At 46.3% G+C, this 18,641-nt stretch carries 14 protein-coding genes; 8 read left to right on the top strand and 6 right to left on the bottom strand.

Going from position 1 to position 18,641, the window contains the following annotated elements; all coding sequences use genetic code 11:
- Window positions 1-24: 24 nt before the first annotated feature.
- Window positions 25-2,676 carry a cation-translocating P-type ATPase gene (locus AMS66_RS14225; RefSeq protein WP_053781413.1) on the bottom strand — a complete coding sequence of 884 codons (2,652 nt, stop codon included), beginning with the start codon at window positions 2,674-2,676 and terminating at the stop codon, window positions 25-27.
- 421 nt (window positions 2,677-3,097) lie between these two features.
- On the opposite strand from AMS66_RS14225, the gene AMS66_RS14220 reads away from it, so the two are divergent.
- A complete protein-coding gene (locus tag AMS66_RS14220; RefSeq protein WP_053781412.1) occupies window positions 3,098-4,477 on the top strand; it encodes a PTS transporter subunit EIIC in 1,380 nt (459 codons plus the stop codon).
- 186 nt (window positions 4,478-4,663) lie between these two features.
- Here the strand turns inward: AMS66_RS14220 and AMS66_RS14215 are convergent, their stop codons facing one another.
- Window positions 4,664-5,377 (bottom strand): MerR family transcriptional regulator, encoded by a 714-nt coding sequence (locus tag AMS66_RS14215; protein WP_053781411.1) that lies wholly within the window; start codon window positions 5,375-5,377, stop codon window positions 4,664-4,666.
- Window positions 5,378-5,488: 111 nt separating this feature from the next.
- Here AMS66_RS14215 and AMS66_RS14210 point away from each other — a divergent pair, with 111 nt between their 5' ends.
- Window positions 5,489-6,418 (top strand): alpha/beta fold hydrolase, encoded by a 930-nt coding sequence (locus tag AMS66_RS14210; RefSeq protein WP_236703394.1) that lies wholly within the window; start codon window positions 5,489-5,491, stop codon window positions 6,416-6,418.
- Window positions 6,419-6,442: 24 nt separating this feature from the next.
- On the opposite strand, the gene AMS66_RS14205 is transcribed toward AMS66_RS14210, so the two are convergent.
- Window positions 6,443-7,201 carry an isoprenyl transferase gene (locus AMS66_RS14205; protein ID WP_053781410.1) on the bottom strand — a complete coding sequence of 253 codons (759 nt, stop codon included), beginning with the start codon at window positions 7,199-7,201 and terminating at the stop codon, window positions 6,443-6,445.
- 197 nt (window positions 7,202-7,398) lie between these two features.
- Between AMS66_RS14205 and AMS66_RS14200 the strand changes: the two genes are divergently transcribed.
- The 5 genes from AMS66_RS14200 to AMS66_RS14180 all read left to right on the top strand — a co-directional run bounded on the left by AMS66_RS14200 (window position 7,399) and on the right by AMS66_RS14180 (window position 13,355).
- Window positions 7,399-7,941 carry a CueP family metal-binding protein gene (locus AMS66_RS14200; RefSeq protein WP_053781409.1) on the top strand — a complete coding sequence of 181 codons (543 nt, stop codon included), beginning with the start codon at window positions 7,399-7,401 and terminating at the stop codon, window positions 7,939-7,941.
- A 108-nt stretch (window positions 7,942-8,049) separates the two neighbouring features.
- The gene (locus tag AMS66_RS14195; protein WP_053781408.1) at window positions 8,050-8,691 is read left to right on the top strand and encodes a TetR/AcrR family transcriptional regulator; all 642 of its coding nucleotides are present in this window, start codon (window positions 8,050-8,052) and stop codon (window positions 8,689-8,691) included.
- 73 nt (window positions 8,692-8,764) lie between these two features.
- A complete protein-coding gene (locus AMS66_RS14190) occupies window positions 8,765-10,045 on the top strand; it encodes an alpha/beta hydrolase family protein (RefSeq protein ID WP_407944540.1) in 1,281 nt (426 codons plus the stop codon).
- Between the two features lie 269 nt (window positions 10,046-10,314).
- On the top strand, window positions 10,315-11,310 hold the full coding sequence (locus tag AMS66_RS14185) for an ABC transporter substrate-binding protein (protein WP_053781407.1): 996 nt from the start codon (window positions 10,315-10,317) through the stop codon (window positions 11,308-11,310).
- Window positions 11,307-13,355: an iron ABC transporter permease gene (locus tag AMS66_RS14180; protein ID WP_053781406.1), complete on the top strand. Its 2,049-nt coding sequence runs from the start codon at window positions 11,307-11,309 to the stop codon at window positions 13,353-13,355. The genes AMS66_RS14185 and AMS66_RS14180 overlap by 4 nt, the downstream gene beginning before the upstream one ends.
- A 127-nt stretch (window positions 13,356-13,482) precedes the next feature.
- On the opposite strand, the gene AMS66_RS14175 is transcribed toward AMS66_RS14180, so the two are convergent.
- A complete protein-coding gene (locus AMS66_RS14175; RefSeq protein WP_053781405.1) occupies window positions 13,483-14,658 on the bottom strand; it encodes an aminotransferase class I/II-fold pyridoxal phosphate-dependent enzyme in 1,176 nt (391 codons plus the stop codon).
- A 113-nt stretch (window positions 14,659-14,771) separates the two neighbouring features.
- Complete coding sequence (locus AMS66_RS14170) at window positions 14,772-14,999, bottom strand: hypothetical protein (RefSeq protein WP_053781404.1); 228 nt, start codon at window positions 14,997-14,999, stop codon at window positions 14,772-14,774.
- Window positions 15,000-15,245: 246 nt separating this feature from the next.
- On the opposite strand from AMS66_RS14170, the gene AMS66_RS14165 reads away from it, so the two are divergent.
- On the top strand, window positions 15,246-16,271 hold the full coding sequence (locus AMS66_RS14165; protein ID WP_053781403.1) for a leucine-rich repeat domain-containing protein: 1,026 nt from the start codon (window positions 15,246-15,248) through the stop codon (window positions 16,269-16,271).
- A 76-nt stretch (window positions 16,272-16,347) separates the two neighbouring features.
- Here the strand turns inward: AMS66_RS14165 and AMS66_RS14160 are convergent.
- Window positions 16,348-18,641 (bottom strand): helix-turn-helix domain-containing protein (locus AMS66_RS14160; protein ID WP_201782175.1); only part of this gene is annotated, 2,294 nt, incomplete at its 5' end.

The raw sequence follows: 18,641 nt of genomic DNA, 5'->3' as shown, positions 1-18,641 counted from the left end.
AAATTTAAAGGACGCCAATTACTGTTAGGCTGCACTAGCTTGTTTGCCACGATTGCGAATCCACTTGATGATATCCATCAGAATGACCGCGGCGAGAGCGAGCCCTCCTGCGATGAGAAACTCATTCCAGCCAAAGGCTGCCGGGATGGCGAAGATGCTGCGAACCCCTGGAATCAGTGTAATTCCATACAGACAGAGACACACCAGAATGGAGCCAAGAACAAATTTATTACTGGTGAAGCCGACCTGGAAAATCGTCTGTGTGTTGGAGCGAGCTGCAAAAGTTTGCAGACTCCGTGCCAGAATCAGGGTTGTGAAGGCCATAGCCACACTCATTTCCTCTGAGATCCCAAGTCCAATATATTGGGACACGATGACAGCCACCCCGATCAGAACACCACGTGTAATGACAGCCTGCAACGTTCCGCCGGCAAAGATGCCTTCGTTGATATCCCGCGGTTTTCGCCGCATGACATCCGGTTCAGCTTTTTCCGTACCCAGTGCAATGGCAGGCAGAGAGTCATTCACCAGATTAATGAAGAGCAGCTGGAGGGCTGTGAAGGGGTTCACCCAACCGACCACTAATGCAAATAAGATGGCGATAATCGCCCCGAGGTTTCCTGCAAACAGGTACGCAATGGCTTTTTTGATATTATCGAACACCATACGCCCGACACTGACTGCATTCACGATGGACACAAAGTTATCATCCGTGAGAATCATGGCTGCCGCATCTTTTGCGACATCCGTCCCGCTGCCCATCGCTACGCCAATGTCGGCCTGTTTCAGTGCAGGTGCATCGTTGACACCGTCTCCGGTCATTGCTGCAATCTTGCCTTTGCGTTGCCACGCACGCACGATACGGATTTTATTTTCAGGAGATACGCGTGCATATACCGAGATATGTTCGAGCTGCTGGTCGAGTTCTTCATCCGACAGTTTATCCAGCTCCGCTCCGGTAAGGGCCAGGTCGTCCGGGCCTGCAAGTCCGATATCAATACCGATCGCCTGGGCTGTTGTTTTATGGTCGCCGGTGATCATGATGGTGCGAATGCCCGCCTTCTTGGACTCTTCGATGGAACCATATACCGCTTCACGCGGTGGATCGATCATGGCCGTCAGACCAACGAGCGTTAGATCATGTTCGTCCTCTATTGTGACCTGATTTTTGTCATCAAACTTTTTGTAGGCGTAAGCCAGCACACGGAAGGCCCGTTTGGAGAACGCTTCGTTCTTCTCTTCAAACTGCGTGCGAATCTCAGGCGTCAATGGCTGAACTTCTCCGTTCATAAACACATGACTACAGCGACTGAACAGCACATCCGGGCCACCCTTGGTCAGCAAAGCCGTCTGTCCTTCAAATGTGTGCACTGTACTCATCAATTTCCGATCCGAGTCAAAAGGAAGCTCGGCTTCACGCGGAAACTGGTCACGAATTTCATTGTAATCCTTGTTCACCCGATTACTGAAGGCGATGAGCGCCACCTCGGTTGGGTCACCGAGTTCCTTGCCTTCCTGGTTAATATTTGAATCATTGCAGAGTACTGCAATATGTAACAAACGGCGTTCCTCTGCAGACCACTGTTTGGGATCATCGGGGAATTGCTCTTTGGTGCCATGGGGAATGTAATAATCCACCACAGTCATCTTGTTTTGAGTAAGAGTTCCTGTTTTGTCGGTACAGATAATGCTGGCAGAACCCAAGGCTTCTACGGCAGGAAGACGTCTGATGATGGCGTGCTGCTTGGCCATTTTATTCGTTCCCAGAGACAATACAATCGTTACAATGGAGGAAAGGGCTTCAGGAATCGCGGCGACAGCTACGGCAACTGCGAACATGAGAGCATTCATAATGGATGGCCCGATATTTTCCGTTCCTTCAGTTAACCAGACACGTCCTGCTTCGATGGCGAAAATAAGAATCGACAAGCCCAGGATAAAGAAGCCCAGCTTCTTGCTAAACGATTCCAATTTCCGTTGTAACGGGGTTTCCTTCGCTTCTGCATTTTCAATCAATTCGGCAATCTTGCCGATTTCCGTTTTCAACGCTGTACCCGTAATGACGAGCGTACCCCGACCATACACCACCAGTGATCCACTGAATGCCATATTGCGACGGTCACCGATCGGAGCTTCTTCGGGGATGGCACCTACGTGTTTCTCCGCTGCTTCGGATTCTCCTGTCAGCATGCCTTCGTTGATTCGCAAGCTGCCTGATTCCAAAATGCGGCCGTCTGCCGGGACATAATCCCCTGCATCCAGCAAGACAATATCGCCGGGAACAAGTTCCCGCGCGGGAATCGTTTTTTTCTGCCCGTCACGAATGACTTTGGCTTCGGGAGCAGACATTTGCCGGAGTGCGTCCAGAGAACTTTCGGCCTTTTTAGTCTGCACAACGCTGATTACCGCATTTAACAGGATGACGAGAAAAATGATTAGCGATTCGATTAGGTGTCCAAGGACGATCTGAACAGCGGCTGCGATCAGCAGCACGATAACCATGGGATCTTTAAAATTTTCAATAAATAGCTTCCAGATGGGTGTTGCAGCTTTTCCTTTTAACTCATTATAGCCTTCTGTCTCCAGTCTCTTCGCAGCCTCAGAGGTTGTGAGCCCATCAATGGAACTCTGAACGTCCTGAAGCGTCTCCTCTGCACTGTGTCTGTAATATTGCAAATGACCAGCTCCTTGGATCATAGATTTCGGATATTAGATTTCTTTGTGTATATAACCTTGCAGGCGCCTAAGAATCAGTAAAACTTCATCAAATTTATGAACTCCATAGGTAGAATCTCCGCGTCTGGTGAATCTCATTCGTTTGCTATGATTGCGCATTGTATATTACAGCTACTTCGTTGCCGAATGACACGGTTATACTGATTACGTTGTGGGACAAATTCCGCTTTAGTGGGTATATGGTGTGTTGGATATGCTTTTGCTCTTTGCATTGATTAGGTCATTATACCTTGCGCAAAAATCATGAAATAAAAGGAGAATTAGTTTTTTTATCCTATTGAAGTTTTTTCGTGGAAATGTGTATATAGATAGGGGCACATCATAAAACTCGGGGTTACCGCAGCATAAGGAGAAGGTACATATGAATGACAGTCGCATCGAACAACTCTTGAATCTCGCAGGAGGACAGGAAAATATTCGTCTTGTGCAGCATGACGACGTGAATACCACTACGCTGACATTGCTGAACCGTAAAGGCTTAAATTTGTCCCTGCCTGTTGTATCGAATCTTGACGCAGATATTCGTATAACAGGTGATCAATGCTACATAACACTTGAGGACGAATTTTCACAACTATACCATATGCTACAGGTCATGGGAGTGAGGAAAGCAGAAGGGGACGCACTGCCAGAAACAAGGCGTACCCGTAAAAAATCATTGTTATATTTTATTTCCGATGTATTCAGGCCTCTGATGCCCGCCATCCTGGGAGTTGCAGTGCTCAAGATTGTGCTAGCCATCATTACGTTATTTAACGTTTACAGTTCTACAGATTCCTCCTCGTTGATGGACAGTCAGACATTCCTGATATTTAAATCCATTGGAGATAATGTGTATTATCTGTTGCCGATACTGGTAGCCGTCAGTACAGCCTATCGGTTAAAAAGCAATGTTTATGTTGCCGCAGCGATTGGCGGACTAATGTTCTACCCGCAAATGACCGCTTTATTGTCAGGTGAAGAAGATGTTCATTTTATGGGAGTACCCATTGTGTCACAAGCGCTCTTTTTTTCAGCTTCAATATGGGTGATTTTGACGATATATGCGGCGTCCTATCTGGAAAGAGTCGTTGAGAGAATAAGTCCAAGAGCCTTCAAAGGAATTCTTGCTCCATTGTTGACATTTCTGATTCTCGTTCCACTGGTTCTGATGATACTTGGTCCACTTGGTACTTGGATTGATCAGCAGTTACCGGATGTGGTGGATTCACTTCTGAATGATGTCCCCATTGTAGCAATTATGCTGCTGGGAGCAGTTTATTCTTTAATGATGATCGCTGGATTACATTACTGGCTCGTGCCTGTCATGATCAATGAATTGATGGTAAATGGGTTCTCCCTCATTATCCCTGTCATGTTAGTTGCCTTCGTTGCACAAGCAGGAGCTTCACTGGCTACTGGATTGAGAAGCAATCAGCGGGAATTCAGGAAGCTGGCTTTCTGGGCAACAGGAACTGCTTTATTAGGTACTCCAGAGCCTGCGATGTATGCGGTCAATATGAGAAAGAGGGCTTCATTTTATTCGGCATTGCTGGGCGGTGCTGCAGGAGGACTGTATTTCGGGTTGTTGTCCGTCAAAGCAGTTGCATTAGGTGGGTCCGGAAGTCTACTGGACATTCCGCTATTCATGGAAGCAGGGAGTCTGAATCTGCTACATGTCTGCGTTGGTTTGGTTATTTCCTTCTGTGTGTCAGGTGTCTTCACCTATTGGATGATAGGAAAGGAACGGAAACATGCATAAACTATGAAAAGCCCGTACCTGATGGTGCGGGTTTTCCGTGTATTGTAGAGTTAATAACACGACTTCAATATAATATATTTTGATGTAGTAACACTTAAAATTATGGATTCTTCAGCCACAGAAAGGGTAACAAAATCCCCAACAACATAGATTGGAAGCCTCAATGGAAGTCAACTAACCAATAGGTTACCCTTGTGGTTCCTGGAGTAACTCAAAATATGTCATAAGTTCCTTCACGCCTGCAAATTGCAGGGTCAGTTGACTGTTAAGCTTCTGCAGGGCCAGCTGGAAGGCTTTATTAATCTGTGTATAATCCTGCGTGCCGACGGTGTTCAGAAGCTCTTTGATATGTTCGATATAGTAGACGGATTTTCTTAAACTGCTAATGACCAAGATCTTTCTTAATTCAGCTCGGGTATACATTCGATAACCGTTGTTAGGATCTCTTTCTGAACAAATTAGGCCTTCGGTTTCCCAATGCCTGATGGCAGAAGTGTTGACCCCGGCTGCATCAGCGGCTTTTCCAATGGTGATCGACTCCGTCGTTCCAACCTTTCGGTCGTTAGCAAAATCCACCTGTTGTACCATCTTCCATATGTCTTCCATTCGTTGCTTCTCCAGTTGGCTGTTGTACAGCTGGTGGTTCATAAGCCAGAGGGCATCAATCGTATCGCCCCGTTTTACTTGTCTCATGACCTCATATACAACAGGAATCTCGTACCCTTTCAATAATGAACGAATAGCAACGAACGCCTGAAGATGAACAGGGGTATAGTACCTTTGATTGCTGGCGGTCCGTGGAACGTCGGGAATCAGGTTCTCCTTTTCATAGCGTCGAAGTGTAGTCGTACTTACATCCAGCCTTGTGGCAATCTGCCCAGGTGTATATGTTCGGTTCATGTTTCTTCTCCTCATGCTTCAAGTAAAACCTTCAAGTGCTACACTAACATACAACCCGCCAAAGTCTATATTTTATCCACATTTTATAATGAAAACCGAAAGATTGCATCCATGTTATACACTGAGGATATTAACCGTAAAGGACTGATTCAATTGAAGAAAATGATTACATTGTTAAATGGCTCGCAGCTTGAAGTGGGTTTGACGGGAGGACAAGATCGTAGCGTGATTATGTTACCCATTGCCAAAAAGTCCGTAACCGGACAAGAAGCGGAAACCCTAAAGTTGTGGGGTGTTGATCCTGAATTGGGTGCAAAGTTTATCTTTGGACTTTCGGATGAGTTTCAGGTCCTGCATTTTGATTATGAAGGCCACTACATGGCACATCCCCATCCGGAACATTTTACGCCCGAATATATAGCTCAGGATTTGTTACGAATTGCAGATCAGATGAATGTGAATCGATTTAGTTATTATGGATACTCCTGGCTGGCTCTCGTCGGGCTGCATCTCGCCCTTCGGACCGACCGCATGGAAAGTCTCATTATGGGAGGCTTCCCGCCTTACGAGGGGCCGTATGAGGAAATGCGAGTAGTTACCACAAGGACATATGAAGAAGCATGGAAGCAGCATGAGTCAACGGAGGAGAAAAACGGAGCAGAAGCCTTTATAAATGAACAGTTTAGCCCGGATGAAGTGGATTGGGACAACATGGAGTTAAAAATTGATCCCGCTCAAACAAAGCAATTTGCGACCTTGTATCAAGATTTAATTGATTTTGATGATCAACGCATTCAAACTCAGTTGAATATCCCCAGATTAGCTTTTGCAGGCGAGAGAGATATGATTGTATACGGTGAGAAATTTGGCGGTGTGACGGTGGATATTGCTGGACGGTTGCAAAAGAATAAACAAATTCTTGAAAACTTCGGCTGGACCGTCGAAATAATCAAGGGAGCGGATATGGATCACACCAAAGCGATGCAGCCCAGTATCGTTCTCCCTATTATCCATTCCTGGTTAAAAGCTCATTTAAGCTGAAGATCGACAGAAACAAAGTTGGTATTACTGTGTTACATCGTCTAAAGCTCTTTGTTTGCGCTGCTGATAATCCAGGATGGATTCATATAACAATTGTTCGTTGAAGTCCGGCCACATCACATCCGTAAACCAGAGCTCGGAATAGGCGGCTTGCCACAATAGGAAATTGCTTAGCCGCTTCTCTCCACTTGTTCGGATCAGAAGATCAGGGGCGGGATTTTGTCCTGTATACAGAAACTTTTCAAATTCTGCCTCGGAGATTTCCGAGGTGTCTGTGTTTTCTTCGATGCATAGTTTGATGGCTTGAACAATATCACTTTTACCTCCATAATTCATCGCAAAGTAAACGGCCATTCCACTATTCGCTTGAGTTAGTTCCACCACTTTGCGCATCGCTTCCTGTGTTTCTTCTGGAAATTTCGAAATATCACCAATAAAATCAACTCTGATATTATTCTGGTTCAGTTCCTGAACCGTTGTATCCTGTACAAATTCGACCACCAGACTAATGATGTAGTCGACCTCTTCCCGGGGCCTTTTCCAGTTTTCCGTAGAGAAGGCGTACAGCGTGAGAGAGGAGATTCCGTTTTTGTGGCACATGCTTATCGTTTCCCGCATCGTCTGCATTCCTGCATAGTGTCCGGCACTTCGAGGTAACCCTCTTCTTGTCGCCCATCTTCCGTTTCCATCCATCATAATTGCGATATGTTTCGGGATCAATCCGTTCCAGTCGATGGAATCTTTAACATTTGGTTTTTCTTTAAGTACACGGTGCCACTTCAATGAATGTTCCTCCTACTCCTCAATGAGAATCGGGTTAAACAAATAGGATAGATTTCAATCTATTCAGGTAAAACAACAACATGATGCGAATGAAGCATACAAATATGTGAATAAATGGTGAATTTCATACACTTTCAGTCCATGATGGTTCGTTCTCCATTATAATAAACCAAAACGGACGAGGAGATGAACTCCAGTTGAAAAAACAAATGTGGATCATTGCCGGCTTTGTAGTTGTAATTGTGTTGGGGGCCTATCTGATTGCAAGCAATGTGGGGACAGAAGAAGCAGGTAACGCCGAAGCGCCCAATATCAAGAAATTAGTAGAAAATATCAGTACAGGCAAGGAGACACCGGAATCGGCCTCTATTAATGCCACCCAGTTAATCGTCACGGATAAAGGTAACCAAACGAGAACCTACGACTTGCCTCAAAAGGAGTTTTTCCTTTCCATTGCACCCTATGTGGAACAGACTCATCCATGTGCAATTCATAGCCTGACCGGATGTCAGGGTGAAATGAAAAATAAGAAGTTCATTGTGACGATCCATGACTCCGAAGGGAATACGCTCATGAAGGATGCTGAGATGAAGGCCGGCTCCAACGGTTTTATGGATTTTTGGTTAGCCAGGGATAAATCATACCTCATTCGTGTGGTGCATGATGGAAAGGTGGCAGAGACACAGCTATCTACATATGACGAAGATAATACGTGCATCACAACGATGCAGTTGAGTTAAAACGTCGTATGGAGAAAGACGCTTTATCGTCGAAGCGACGGTTTGACAAACCGTATAAATTCATTTACGATCCAGATACATTTAAATGAATGTATATGGGGAGTTCATATGGCGAGAAACAAATATCCGGAAATTACAAGAAGGCGCATTATGGAATCGGCTGTGAGATTGTTTACCCTTAACGGATACAACAATGTATCCATTCAGGATATTGTGAATGATGTAGGAGACATAACTCGAGGTGCATTCTATCATCATTTCAAAACACTCGCAGATGTGATTCAGGCGGTCACCAAAGAAACGATGGCTGAGAAAAATGTATTTCACGAAGCCACGGATCTGGCCAGCTTAAATGCACTGGATCGTCTAAGACAGGGAATATCCTTTTCCATTTTGCAAAGCATCAAGGAAGGTGACCTGTCGAATGTTTCGTCCAAAATGCACTCAGCTGAATTTGTATTTAGCCGGATTACAGAAGGGGCAAGAGTAGTAGCTCCAGGCATCAAAAGAATCATTGAGGATGGAAACCGGGACGGTTCCATGCAAGTCGCCTACCCCAAGCAAGCGGCAGAGACCTTTACGATGCTGTTTGATATCTGGATGAATCCAGGCATATTCAAAGTCAGTCGAGAGGAATTTTTGCAGAAAATAGAACATATCCGTTTGCTGTTTGAGGGAGTTGGCATGGCTTTTGTTAATGAGGATTTGAAAGGCGTATTTATGCAGTTGTTTGATGCGGTGGAAAAATAGGCTACGTGTTGTAGCTTATTATTTTGCATATATACATTCATTTGAATGTATAACTATCTAAGGAGATTATGATATGAAATCAACCGAGATATTGTTTGTAGCTGTACTTATTCTATCGTGCCTTTTATTTACGTTTAGACAACGAGGTGTAACAAGAAACAATGTCATCATTCTGGGTGTAGACTACCTTGCTTTACTGACAACCCTGATTGCAGTTGGGGCCAACTGGCGCATGATTCCGACTTATATGATGCTGATTGCTGTTACATTGCTGGTGTTTATGAAGCCCAAAGCAATAGAGGTATCCCGCAAAAAAGCAGTGAAGCTGCTAAAGGGAACAGGCATTATCCTTGCCACCATCCTCATGTTTGCCTTACCGATGCTATTTCCGATTCTGACTTTCGCTGCGCCTACAGGACCGTATGCGGTAGGAACGCAGTCTTTTCATCTGACGGACACAAGTCGAAAAGAACTGGTTGTCCCCAACCACCAGGTGCACCGGGAATTAATGGTACAGGTCTATTATCCGGCGGAAAAAAATACAGGTGAACCGGCTCCATATCATGCAGATATAAAAGCGCTGAGTAAGCAATTATCGGTAACTCAAGGATTTCCCTATATTGCAACCACGCATCTTGGATTGACCCAAACCCATTCATTTACTCAAGCGCTGCCTGTACAAACGGACAGTACATTTCCATTACTTCTGTTCGCACAGGGAATGAGTCTCTATGGACAACAAAATACATTCCAGTTGGAGGAGCTGGCCAGTCATGGCTATGTGATCGTGGCGCTCAACTTTACAGGTGATGCGACAACGACCGTTTTCCCCGATGGGGATCAAGTCAATTTTACGCCCATTGAGAACACGATTACCTATTTAAATGAACGTCTCCATATTTGGGAACAGGATGTTTCCTTTGTTCTGGATGAGGTGATGCGCGGCGATTTTGACGAAGCGTTCAAGCCCATTGCAGCAATGATCAACCCGAATCAGATTGGCATGCTGGGTCACTCCTTTGGCGGTGCGACATCAGCCCAAATGCTGGTCAAGGATGAAAGGATAAAGGCAGCAATCGATATGGATGGCGGATTATACGGTGACCCCATGCCGAAAGACGGCCCAGGAAAGCCGTTTCTGCTCTTGAATGCCGAGGCTTCCGTCCGATTCATGGAAGAGGCCAAGGGAGAGCCTGGGAATAGGGATGAGCTGTTTGCCGAGGCTTATCTTCGCAATCAAACAATTCAGAAACCGGGTGCATATACGGCCACCATTCCCAAAACCAATCACGGGAGCTATACCGCGATCTGGCTGGTGTATCTCCAATCATTAATGAAGCAGGAGCCGATGTAACAGCCAATTTCCAGCTTATTAATGAACTGTCGCTGAGCTTCTTTGACCAGCATCTCAAAGGAATAACCGACCATACCCTGGATGACATTCGGACCGCTCATCCTGAAATTAACTTGATCAAGTATTAGATGAATAACCTTAAGAGAGCCCGCCTAAATGCGGTTTCTTTCAATTTTGAATTGACAAAATTGCATTCCTACGGGATAATCCATTAGTGATAATGATAATTGTTATCATGTAAATACATATAAATAGGGGAGAATTAGGATATGAAAAAAAGATTAAACGGATTTTTATTGCTGACGGTTTTGGCACTTGCTCTGACAGGTTGCGGTAAGGCCAACAGCACAACAGATACAAATGAAAATGCTTCTTCCGGCAGCACACCGACTGAAGAGACCGCAGGTCCTGTCACAGTTAAGCATAGTGGTGGTGAGCTCAAACTGGACAAACCAGCTAAGAGAGTTGTTACGCTGGAATGGACATATACGGAAGATGTAGTTGCACTGGGTGTTCAGCCAGTAGGTAGTGCAGACAACGCCAACTATAAAGTCTATGTGACTCCTGAAGCAGCTCTGGATGATACTGTAACGGATGTTGGAACGCGTGACGAGCCTAATCTGGAGGCGATTGCAGCCTTGAAACCGGATCTGATTATCGCCAATGCGAATTCGAATATCTATGATCAACTCAACGCGATTGCACCAACGATTGAATATGATCTGTATACGGGTGATGGCTATAATTATGACAAAATGACGGAAACGTTTAATAATATCGCGGTTGCTCTTGGGAAAGAAGACCAAGCGAAGAAGGTACTCGATGAACTCGATCAGCATTATGCAGAAGCCAAAGAAAAACTCGCTGCTGCCGACAAATCGGAATTCCATTATGTAATGACACAAGCATTTACGTATCAAAATGCAGCAAGTCTTCGTATGTTTACCGATAACGCTGTTGTCATTGGCACGTTGGCGAAGGTTGGACTGATTAACGACTGGCAGCCGGACAAGATTGAAGGATATGGCTTCTCATCGGTGGGTATTGAATCCTTGCCTGCTGTTCAAGACAGTAACTTCATCTACATCACACAGCCGGATGATGACGTTTTTGGCACAGCGATGAAAGACAATTCAGTATGGAAAGGTTTGAATTTTGTCAAAGATAAACGCACCTATCAACTGGATAGTACAACATGGACGTTCGGTGGACCTATCTCGTCCAAAGCTCTGGTTGACGGGGTTGTCGGGGCGATTACCCAATGAGTTCGGTCCAACATTCCCGACCAGTGTTTAACTGGCGCACAATAAGCATTTATGGGGGCGGTCTAACCGCTCTCATCGTGCTTTTTTTTGTAAGCCTGTGTTATGGAGAAGCTTCAATTCCACTCCATACGGTTGTAGACTCACTTATGGGCAGGCAGGATACACTGGAACATAATATGATCTGGGATCTGCGCATGCCGCGCACGGTAATCGGTATACTCGCCGGAGGGGCGCTTGCTGTTGCCGGTTCGTTGTTACAGACCATTACACGCAATCCGCTCGCGGCGTCGGACACACTCGGCATCAATGCGGGGGCCTATTTTGTCGTGGTGTTGGGAACGATTTTTTTCCCAGGCTTGATGCACCAATCGCCATTCCTTTTCGCCGTACTCGGTGGATTACTGGCAGCTGCCGCAGCGTACTTCATGGGCGGGGGAAGAACGTCAAGTCCGGTACGACTTGCGCTGTCCGGCATGATTGTATCAATGGTGCTTGGTTCTTTTACAAGCGCGCTGCATATTTTCTTCTCTCAGGAGACTCAGGCATTATTTCTATGGGGCTCTGGAACGCTCGTTCAGAATGACTGGAGCGGTGTGGTTTACGCATGGCCTTGGGTCATTGGAATTACGATCGTTGCCCTGGTGTTATCCCGGCAGTGGGATATGTTGGAACTGGATGAATCAACTGCTTCCTCACTTGGGCAAAAAGTAGGTATGGCCCGTGCCACTGGATTAATTATTGCTGTGTTACTGGCTGCGGTGATTGTCAGTGTAATTGGGCCAATTGGCTTCGTAGGGTTGGTGGCACCTCACCTGGTTCGATTGAGTGGAATTCGTTCCAACCGATTACTGCTGCCTGGTGTTTTCTTATGGGGTGCAGCACTGCTGGTCGGTGCAGACGTACTTGCCAAGATGGTTCATAACTCCAGTTTGGAGTTGCCGACAGGGGCCGTGATGGCGATCATTGGTGCACCATGGCTGATATGGCTTGTACTTACACGCATGAAGGCAGCCAATGGATCAGGCATGTCTACCTCGATGAGCACAGGAGCACGTTCACGTCGCTTGCCATTCGGCCCTATCGCTATTATCTTTTCTGTACTAACGTTAGCATTGGTTCTGCTCAGTACGATGTTTGGCGGGATGCGCATTCCAATGGCTGATCTTCTGCCAAGCCTGTTTCAATCGGATGGACTATTTTCGGCTATTATTCAGCTTCGCATTCCGCGTACTCTTGTTGCCGCTGGTGCAGGTGCTGCGCTGGCGATTAGCGGTGTGCTTATTCAGATGGCCGTTCGCAACCCGCTGGCTGATGCGTCCATCGTGGGCGTGTCGTCAGGTGCAGGACTGGGTGCAATGATGGTCATCATCCTGTGGCCGGGTCTTCCGGTGTTCTTGCTACCCATTGCAGCGATTGTTGGTGCAGGGATCGCTGCAGCAATCGTATTCTCCTTGTCCTGGAAGAAGGGGCTGAATCCTTCTGCAGTTGTATTACTGGGTATCGCCATGTCTGCGATTGCAGGCGCAGGTATTCAGGTTCTCATCGTTCGCGGCGCTGTATACGGCAGTAGCGGCTTTATCTGGCTAACAGGAAGTACTTACGCACGTACGTGGGATCAAGTGAAGATCATTGGGGTGTTCCTGTTGATTTTGATCCCGCTTGCGTGGTGGCTGGCGCGAAGATTCGAACTGTTGGTATTCGACGATAATAGTGCTTCAGGGCTTGGTTTGAGTGTTCGTCGGACGCGACTATTGGCTATGACCGTTGGTGTGCTGCTTGCCGCAGGTGCAGTGGCCTGTGTGGGAACGGTTGGTTTTATCGGGCTAATCGCCCCACATATGGTCCGTCTGTTGACGGGAAACAAGTTAAGACGGTCGATGTTTCTGTCGGCTTTGGTCGGTGCAGTGATGCTGGTGCTGGCGGATACGATCGGGAGGACGGTTATGGCACCAACCGAGATTCCATCCGGGTTGTTGATTGCGATCATTGGAACGCCGTATTTCCTCTATTTAATGTACCGCTCCAACTGGCGCAAATCGACCTAAATATTCGATCCTAAATAACAAAATCCCCTCTGGTTTTCAGTGTTGAGTTCATGTAGACATGTTCTCTTTTCTCACTGGTTACCTTGAGGGGATATTTTCTTATGAACGGTTATTTTCGTGTTATAAATTAGTTGTTTTTTCTTAGAATTCCACTGTCATCTACGGATATGATCGCTTGCTGCAACGTCTCTTTATCCTGAACCAAAGCGAGTCTCACATATCCTTCACCCGAAGGGCCGAAAGCACTCCCGGGCGTTACGATTACACCCGCTTTTATAACCAGATCCATGGCAAACTGTTCTGAAGTATCGTAGTGGTCTGGAATCCGGCTCCAGATGAACATAGTGGCTTCAGGTTTGGCGATAGGCCAACCGAGGTTGGTGAATCCTTCGCACAGAACGTCTCTACGCTCCTCATAAATATCTCTGACTCTCTCAACTTCGCTCTGATCCCCTGTAATTGCAGCAATGGCTGCCTTCTGAATCGGCAGAAACATGCCGTAATCCATGTTGGATTTCAACTTCTTAAGCATGGATACGATATCCGGGTTCCCTACACAAAAGCCGATCCGCGCCCCGGCCAATCCATAGGTTTTGGATAACGAGTTGAATTCAATGCCAACGTCCATGGCGCCGGGATAAGCAAGGAAACTTCCGCACGTTTTCTCATCGAACACCAGCTCGCTGTATGCATTGTCATGGAGAATGATAATGTCATATTTCTTGGCGAACTTAATCAAATCCAGATAGAACTGATCGGGTGCCATTGCTGTCGTGGGATTGTTGGGATAGGATACAAGCATGAATTTTGCTTTGCGCGCGATATGCTCCGGTATGTCCTGAAGTTGAATGACATATCCATGTTCTTCTTTTTGCGGCATGTAATATAGCTCGGCTCCTGCGAGAAGAGGTCCATCGGCAAAGACCGGATAACAAGGATCGGGTACCAGGACCAAATCTCCTTCATCCACGATGGCTAAAGAGATATGCGCAAGTCCTTCCTGTGATCCAAGCAAGGAGCATATTTGAGTTTTCGGGTTCAGTTCAACATGGTAACGGCGCTTGTACCATTCACTGACTGCTTGCAGCAATTCGCTCTGATCATTTACAGCATATGTATAGTTTGAAGCATCTGCTGCTGCCTCGCATAAAGCCGTCATGATATGTTGGGCCGGGGGAATATTGGGTGTGCCTACACTTAGATCGATGACAGGTTCTCCGTTCCCCAGTCGTTTCCTCTTAATTTCCAGCAAACGGGTAAATATCCCTTCACTGAAGTGTTCCATACGTTTAGCAAACTTCATGATGATTATCCTCCATCCTGATCTCCCCTCGGGGAATAACACTTGGAGGTATTATAGCAAAGTTTTCAGGTGATAAGTAACTACGAAATGAGCTTTCAAGCTTCTAACATGTGTTAGATGATTCCGATCGCAGCTAGACCAATCAGAATCAAACCGAAGCCTGCGACGCGATTCGCCCGTATGGCCGTTCTGCGTGCTTTATCTTCGTAGCCTGGTTTAAAGCCGTGTTTGTAAATGAAGCTGTTTTCTATCCGCTTTTCGTTTTTGGAAGTAGCAATCATCATTACGCCCGCAGCGATGGCAATAAGTCCTGTTCCAGGACCTATTAATGAATTGTTCATCAGATTTCACCTCTCTTTCAAATAGACCCCCCTTTATATCGGATAAATGTTCTTCAAATGTAACATTATGGATTGATAATGTTGGAAGAGCGTCCCTTTCCCATTTTCATGGCTACATCAGTTCTTCCTGATTACGGAATACAGTATTGCATTCGAATATCTAGCTTCTCAATGCGATCTTCTTCATTTACAATTAAAGGAAAGCTAGACGCTGATCAGTATGAGAGAATTGGAGGGTGACCAATAATGAACGAACCGTGGGCCGCTTCGATGAGTGGTGTTCCCTGGAACGAGGATAAAATGGACAAGGCTATCGTACAACTGCGGAATAGGGCTACGATTAGTTTTGTTGTCGGGCTGGACGAGATGCATGATCTGCGAAAACTGGATGAACATGTGTTTGCCAAACGACCCGATCTGATTTTAAATGTATCCAACATCGATGCGAAGGGGCGGTATTCCGAAGAGTTTCTGGAAGTACTGGCTGGTTTAAAGCATTTCACCGCTTTGCAGCTGGATATCAAGCAGCCACAGGATTTGAATGTTCTGAGTGCGTTACAAAAGATGGAGTTTCTGAACATTCGCTCACCCAAAAAGCAAAATCTGGACTTCATCCGGAATTACAAATACTTAAATTACCTCGCACTTAGCGGGAAATTTCCCGATCTCTCGTCGATTGAGGACTGCATTCGGTTGAGTACCCTCGTCCTGAACTGTGACATTGATCAGCTTGATTTTGTTGTAGACCTACCATTTATCGAGTATTTAGCTATCGATCATTGTACATTGGCTGGTTCACTCGAAGTACTGGCTGAATCAAATATCCGCATGCTGAGGTTGTCATCCGTAAAGAATCTGACCGAGATCGATGCAGTGGGGGCATTACATGATCTGGTCTTTCTGCACCTATCACTGTCCAAACTTGAACGGCTGTGCGACTTCTCACACATGAAGAATCTTCGGCAGCTTGAACTGGATTTCATGAAATCATTACAGGAGATAGACAACCTGTGGACAGCGGTTCAATTAGAGGTGCTGGAATTTAAAGAAGTAAATAAGAGGATAACGGCGGAAGCTTTTGAGCGTTTGACCAAAATGCAAAGTTTGCGACAGGTGGATTTTCGCTTTATCGATCACAGTAAAGGTCGGATTGCTGCTATGCGCAAACAAATGATTGAAGCGGGGAAAGGGCACCTGCTCTATGAGGAAATTCCTGAAGAACAGCGAATCCCTTCGATGGCTCTAGTGCACCTGTCCAAAATTCTAATGTAAACAATACACAAATGCCCGCCTTCGAAGCGGGCGTTTGTGTATTTAAAATCTTCGCTCCTTGCCCGCTCACGCCTGATTAGCCATGGCTGGAGGAGATGAATGGCTCATCACCCGCATGACGCTTGCGGTATTCTCCGGGGGTCAGTCCGTATCGGCGCTTGAACATGCGGATAAAAGAGTTTACATTTTGATAGCCGACCTGTGTCGCAATGTCCTGAATCCGCAGATCCACATTCACAAGCAGCTCCTTGGCACGCTCAACCCGCAGATTGTTCAGATATTCGCTGAAGTTGATGTTAGTCTTTTCCTTGAAAATACTGGAGAGGTAACCCGATGTTAAATTCAACTTGTCGGCGACAATATTCAAATTAATATCTTCCCCATAATGATGATCTAGGTAGTCCAGTACAAAGGTGATAACCGGATCACGCGTTTCCAGCTGGCTGCGTACTGCCTCAAGTACTGGCTGAGCCAACGCCTGAAGCCATTCCCTATATTGCTGCATGGAATGAAAACCAGCAAATGCCTCTCCTGGAGGAGAAGAGCGAAGCTCGGATTCGATGTGCGTCAGATTCAGCTTCATCACCGTCTTGCCAATTTGTTCTACTGCACCGATTGCAAATGTGCGGAAGTCTTCTGCGGCTGCATCCTTGTGTTGCAGTTGTTCCAGCTGGCGATCCAGCCAAGCAAATACGGCCTCTTCATTGCCGGATTGCAACAGGTTGTGCAGCTCCTCCCCATAGGTTACCTTCACATGGAAGGCATTTGACGAAGAAGCACGCGGCTCTACAATAACCTGTGTTTCCCCATTCAGTCTTCGCTCTTTTAAAAGCATGGATAGATTGCTGTACGCATCGGTAAACGGAATTTCCCCGGAATAAACCGGACTTACCGCGATCGTCAGATAGAGCGTTTCTTCGACAGCCAGCAATTCCTTCAGTGTATCCAGCGCCTGCAGAATACCGCTCTGCGGACCAGGATCGAACAGTAACAGAAGTAGCTGGTCCTGCTCAGGTTGAATGGCAACGCTATTGGTTTTGCTGCTGGTGAACAGGCTCTGAATCAGCTTCCACAATAACAGGGTATGCTGCCCGAATTCATCCGGCTGGAATTTGAAGCCCACCTTGAACAGAATGGAGACATAGGGCTGCTCGGATTGCTGGGCATCCTCAAGCTCCGCCAGATAGGAGCTGAGCGGGATGTTTTTTACTTTATGGATATAAGCGTACTGGCGTACGAGAGAGTTCTTCTGGGCAAGATCGCTTTGAATGTAACGATTATTCTCCAGAATGGAGATCAGACGGTCACCGATCATGGCGAATTCTTTTACACTGCTCCATTTGTCTGGTCCACTGTCCGAATTTCGGTCCAGAGCGGCAATCAGGCGCTGGAGCGGCTGGTTTAATCGCAAGCTGAAAAACAGAGAGGAAAGCAGGCTAATCAGTACCGCAGCGCCGAGCAGGACAGCCAGCAGCAGCTGCATGCCGCGCATTTCCGCGGCGATCACCGCGGCTTGGGTAACCCGGACATAGGTAAACCCGGTTTGCTTACCTTTTTCATAGAAGTAATACTGATCTCCGATACGTTCATGTTTGCTTCCGTCTGCGGGTAGCGGCGTATTCAGCATCTCCCCCTCCATCGTGGTGAACAGCAGGTGTCCCTCATTGTCCAAAATGTAGAACGGATTATTACCGGCATCGCCATATGTGTCCTGCATACGCTGTGGATTTAGCATAACAATGCCGTACACATCCTCGTAAGGAATGGCTTTCATCATGACAGGCATTAGTTGACCGAGGGAGCGGGATGAATGAAGGGTGTTTTCCGTAAAAGCTGCGGCAGGCATCACTTTCAGGAACTGGTTGTTCATCGTTTGAGTTTTCCAGTAATCCGGCGGATATTCTTTACTATAATAATATTTACCGAACATATCGCTGGCACTACTAAGACCTTCCTTCTCCAGTACGTAGTTTTCTTGCTTGAAATAGAGAATGAAATTGTCGATATGCAGAAAAGGATTGGCATACAGCGTGGAGAGGTCTGACTTGACCTCAGCGGGAATATCGTAACGGCGGTTTTCCTTAATGTGGCTCAAAATGCCCAGGTTGGCTGTCCAGGTATCCGATTGAGTAAGGGCCAGAATCATATTTTGGGTCAGTCGAAAGTGATTCTCATACCCTTCTACGGTCTGAGCAAGGCCCAGTTCATTTTGTCTGACCATCTCCTGATATACTTTGTTGCTTAAGTACAGATGGGAGAACAGGTTAAATGAAGCCAAAATCAGGATGACACTGAGGAAGCTCAGCATTAGCTTGACAAACAGTCCATTCAGCGCAAATTTGCTTGTAAGCAGTCCCTTCATTATGACAG

This window comes from Paenibacillus xylanivorans (assembly GCF_001280595.1).
Lineage (GTDB): Bacteria > Bacillota > Bacilli > Paenibacillales > Paenibacillaceae > Paenibacillus > Paenibacillus xylanivorans.
The sequence above is the reverse complement of the archived record's forward strand: the minus strand, read 5'-3'. Positions and strand labels throughout refer to the sequence as shown.

Bases quoted from the DNA above. Each gene is read 5' to 3' on its own strand.
- AMS66_RS14210 (WP_236703394.1), top strand. From the start codon at position 5,489: ATGTTATACACTGAGGATATTAACCGTAAAGGACTGATTCAATTGAAG.
- AMS66_RS14175 (WP_053781405.1), bottom strand. From the start codon at position 14,658: ATGAAGTTTGCTAAACGTATGGAACACTTCAGTGAAGGGATATTTACC.
- AMS66_RS14170 (WP_053781404.1), bottom strand. From the start codon at position 14,999: ATGAACAATTCATTAATAGGTCCTGGAACAGGACTTATTGCCATCGCT.
- AMS66_RS14165 (WP_053781403.1), top strand. From the start codon at position 15,246: ATGAACGAACCGTGGGCCGCTTCGATGAGTGGTGTTCCCTGGAACGAG.
- AMS66_RS14195 (WP_053781408.1), top strand. From the start codon at position 8,050: ATGGCGAGAAACAAATATCCGGAAATTACAAGAAGGCGCATTATGGAA.
- AMS66_RS14220 (WP_053781412.1), top strand. From the start codon at position 3,098: ATGAATGACAGTCGCATCGAACAACTCTTGAATCTCGCAGGAGGACAG.
- AMS66_RS14180 (WP_053781406.1), top strand. From the start codon at position 11,307: ATGAGTTCGGTCCAACATTCCCGACCAGTGTTTAACTGGCGCACAATA.
- AMS66_RS14190 (WP_407944540.1), top strand. From the start codon at position 8,765: ATGAAATCAACCGAGATATTGTTTGTAGCTGTACTTATTCTATCGTGC.
- AMS66_RS14215 (WP_053781411.1), bottom strand. From the start codon at position 5,377: ATGAACCGAACATATACACCTGGGCAGATTGCCACAAGGCTGGATGTA.
- AMS66_RS14185 (WP_053781407.1), top strand. From the start codon at position 10,315: ATGAAAAAAAGATTAAACGGATTTTTATTGCTGACGGTTTTGGCACTT.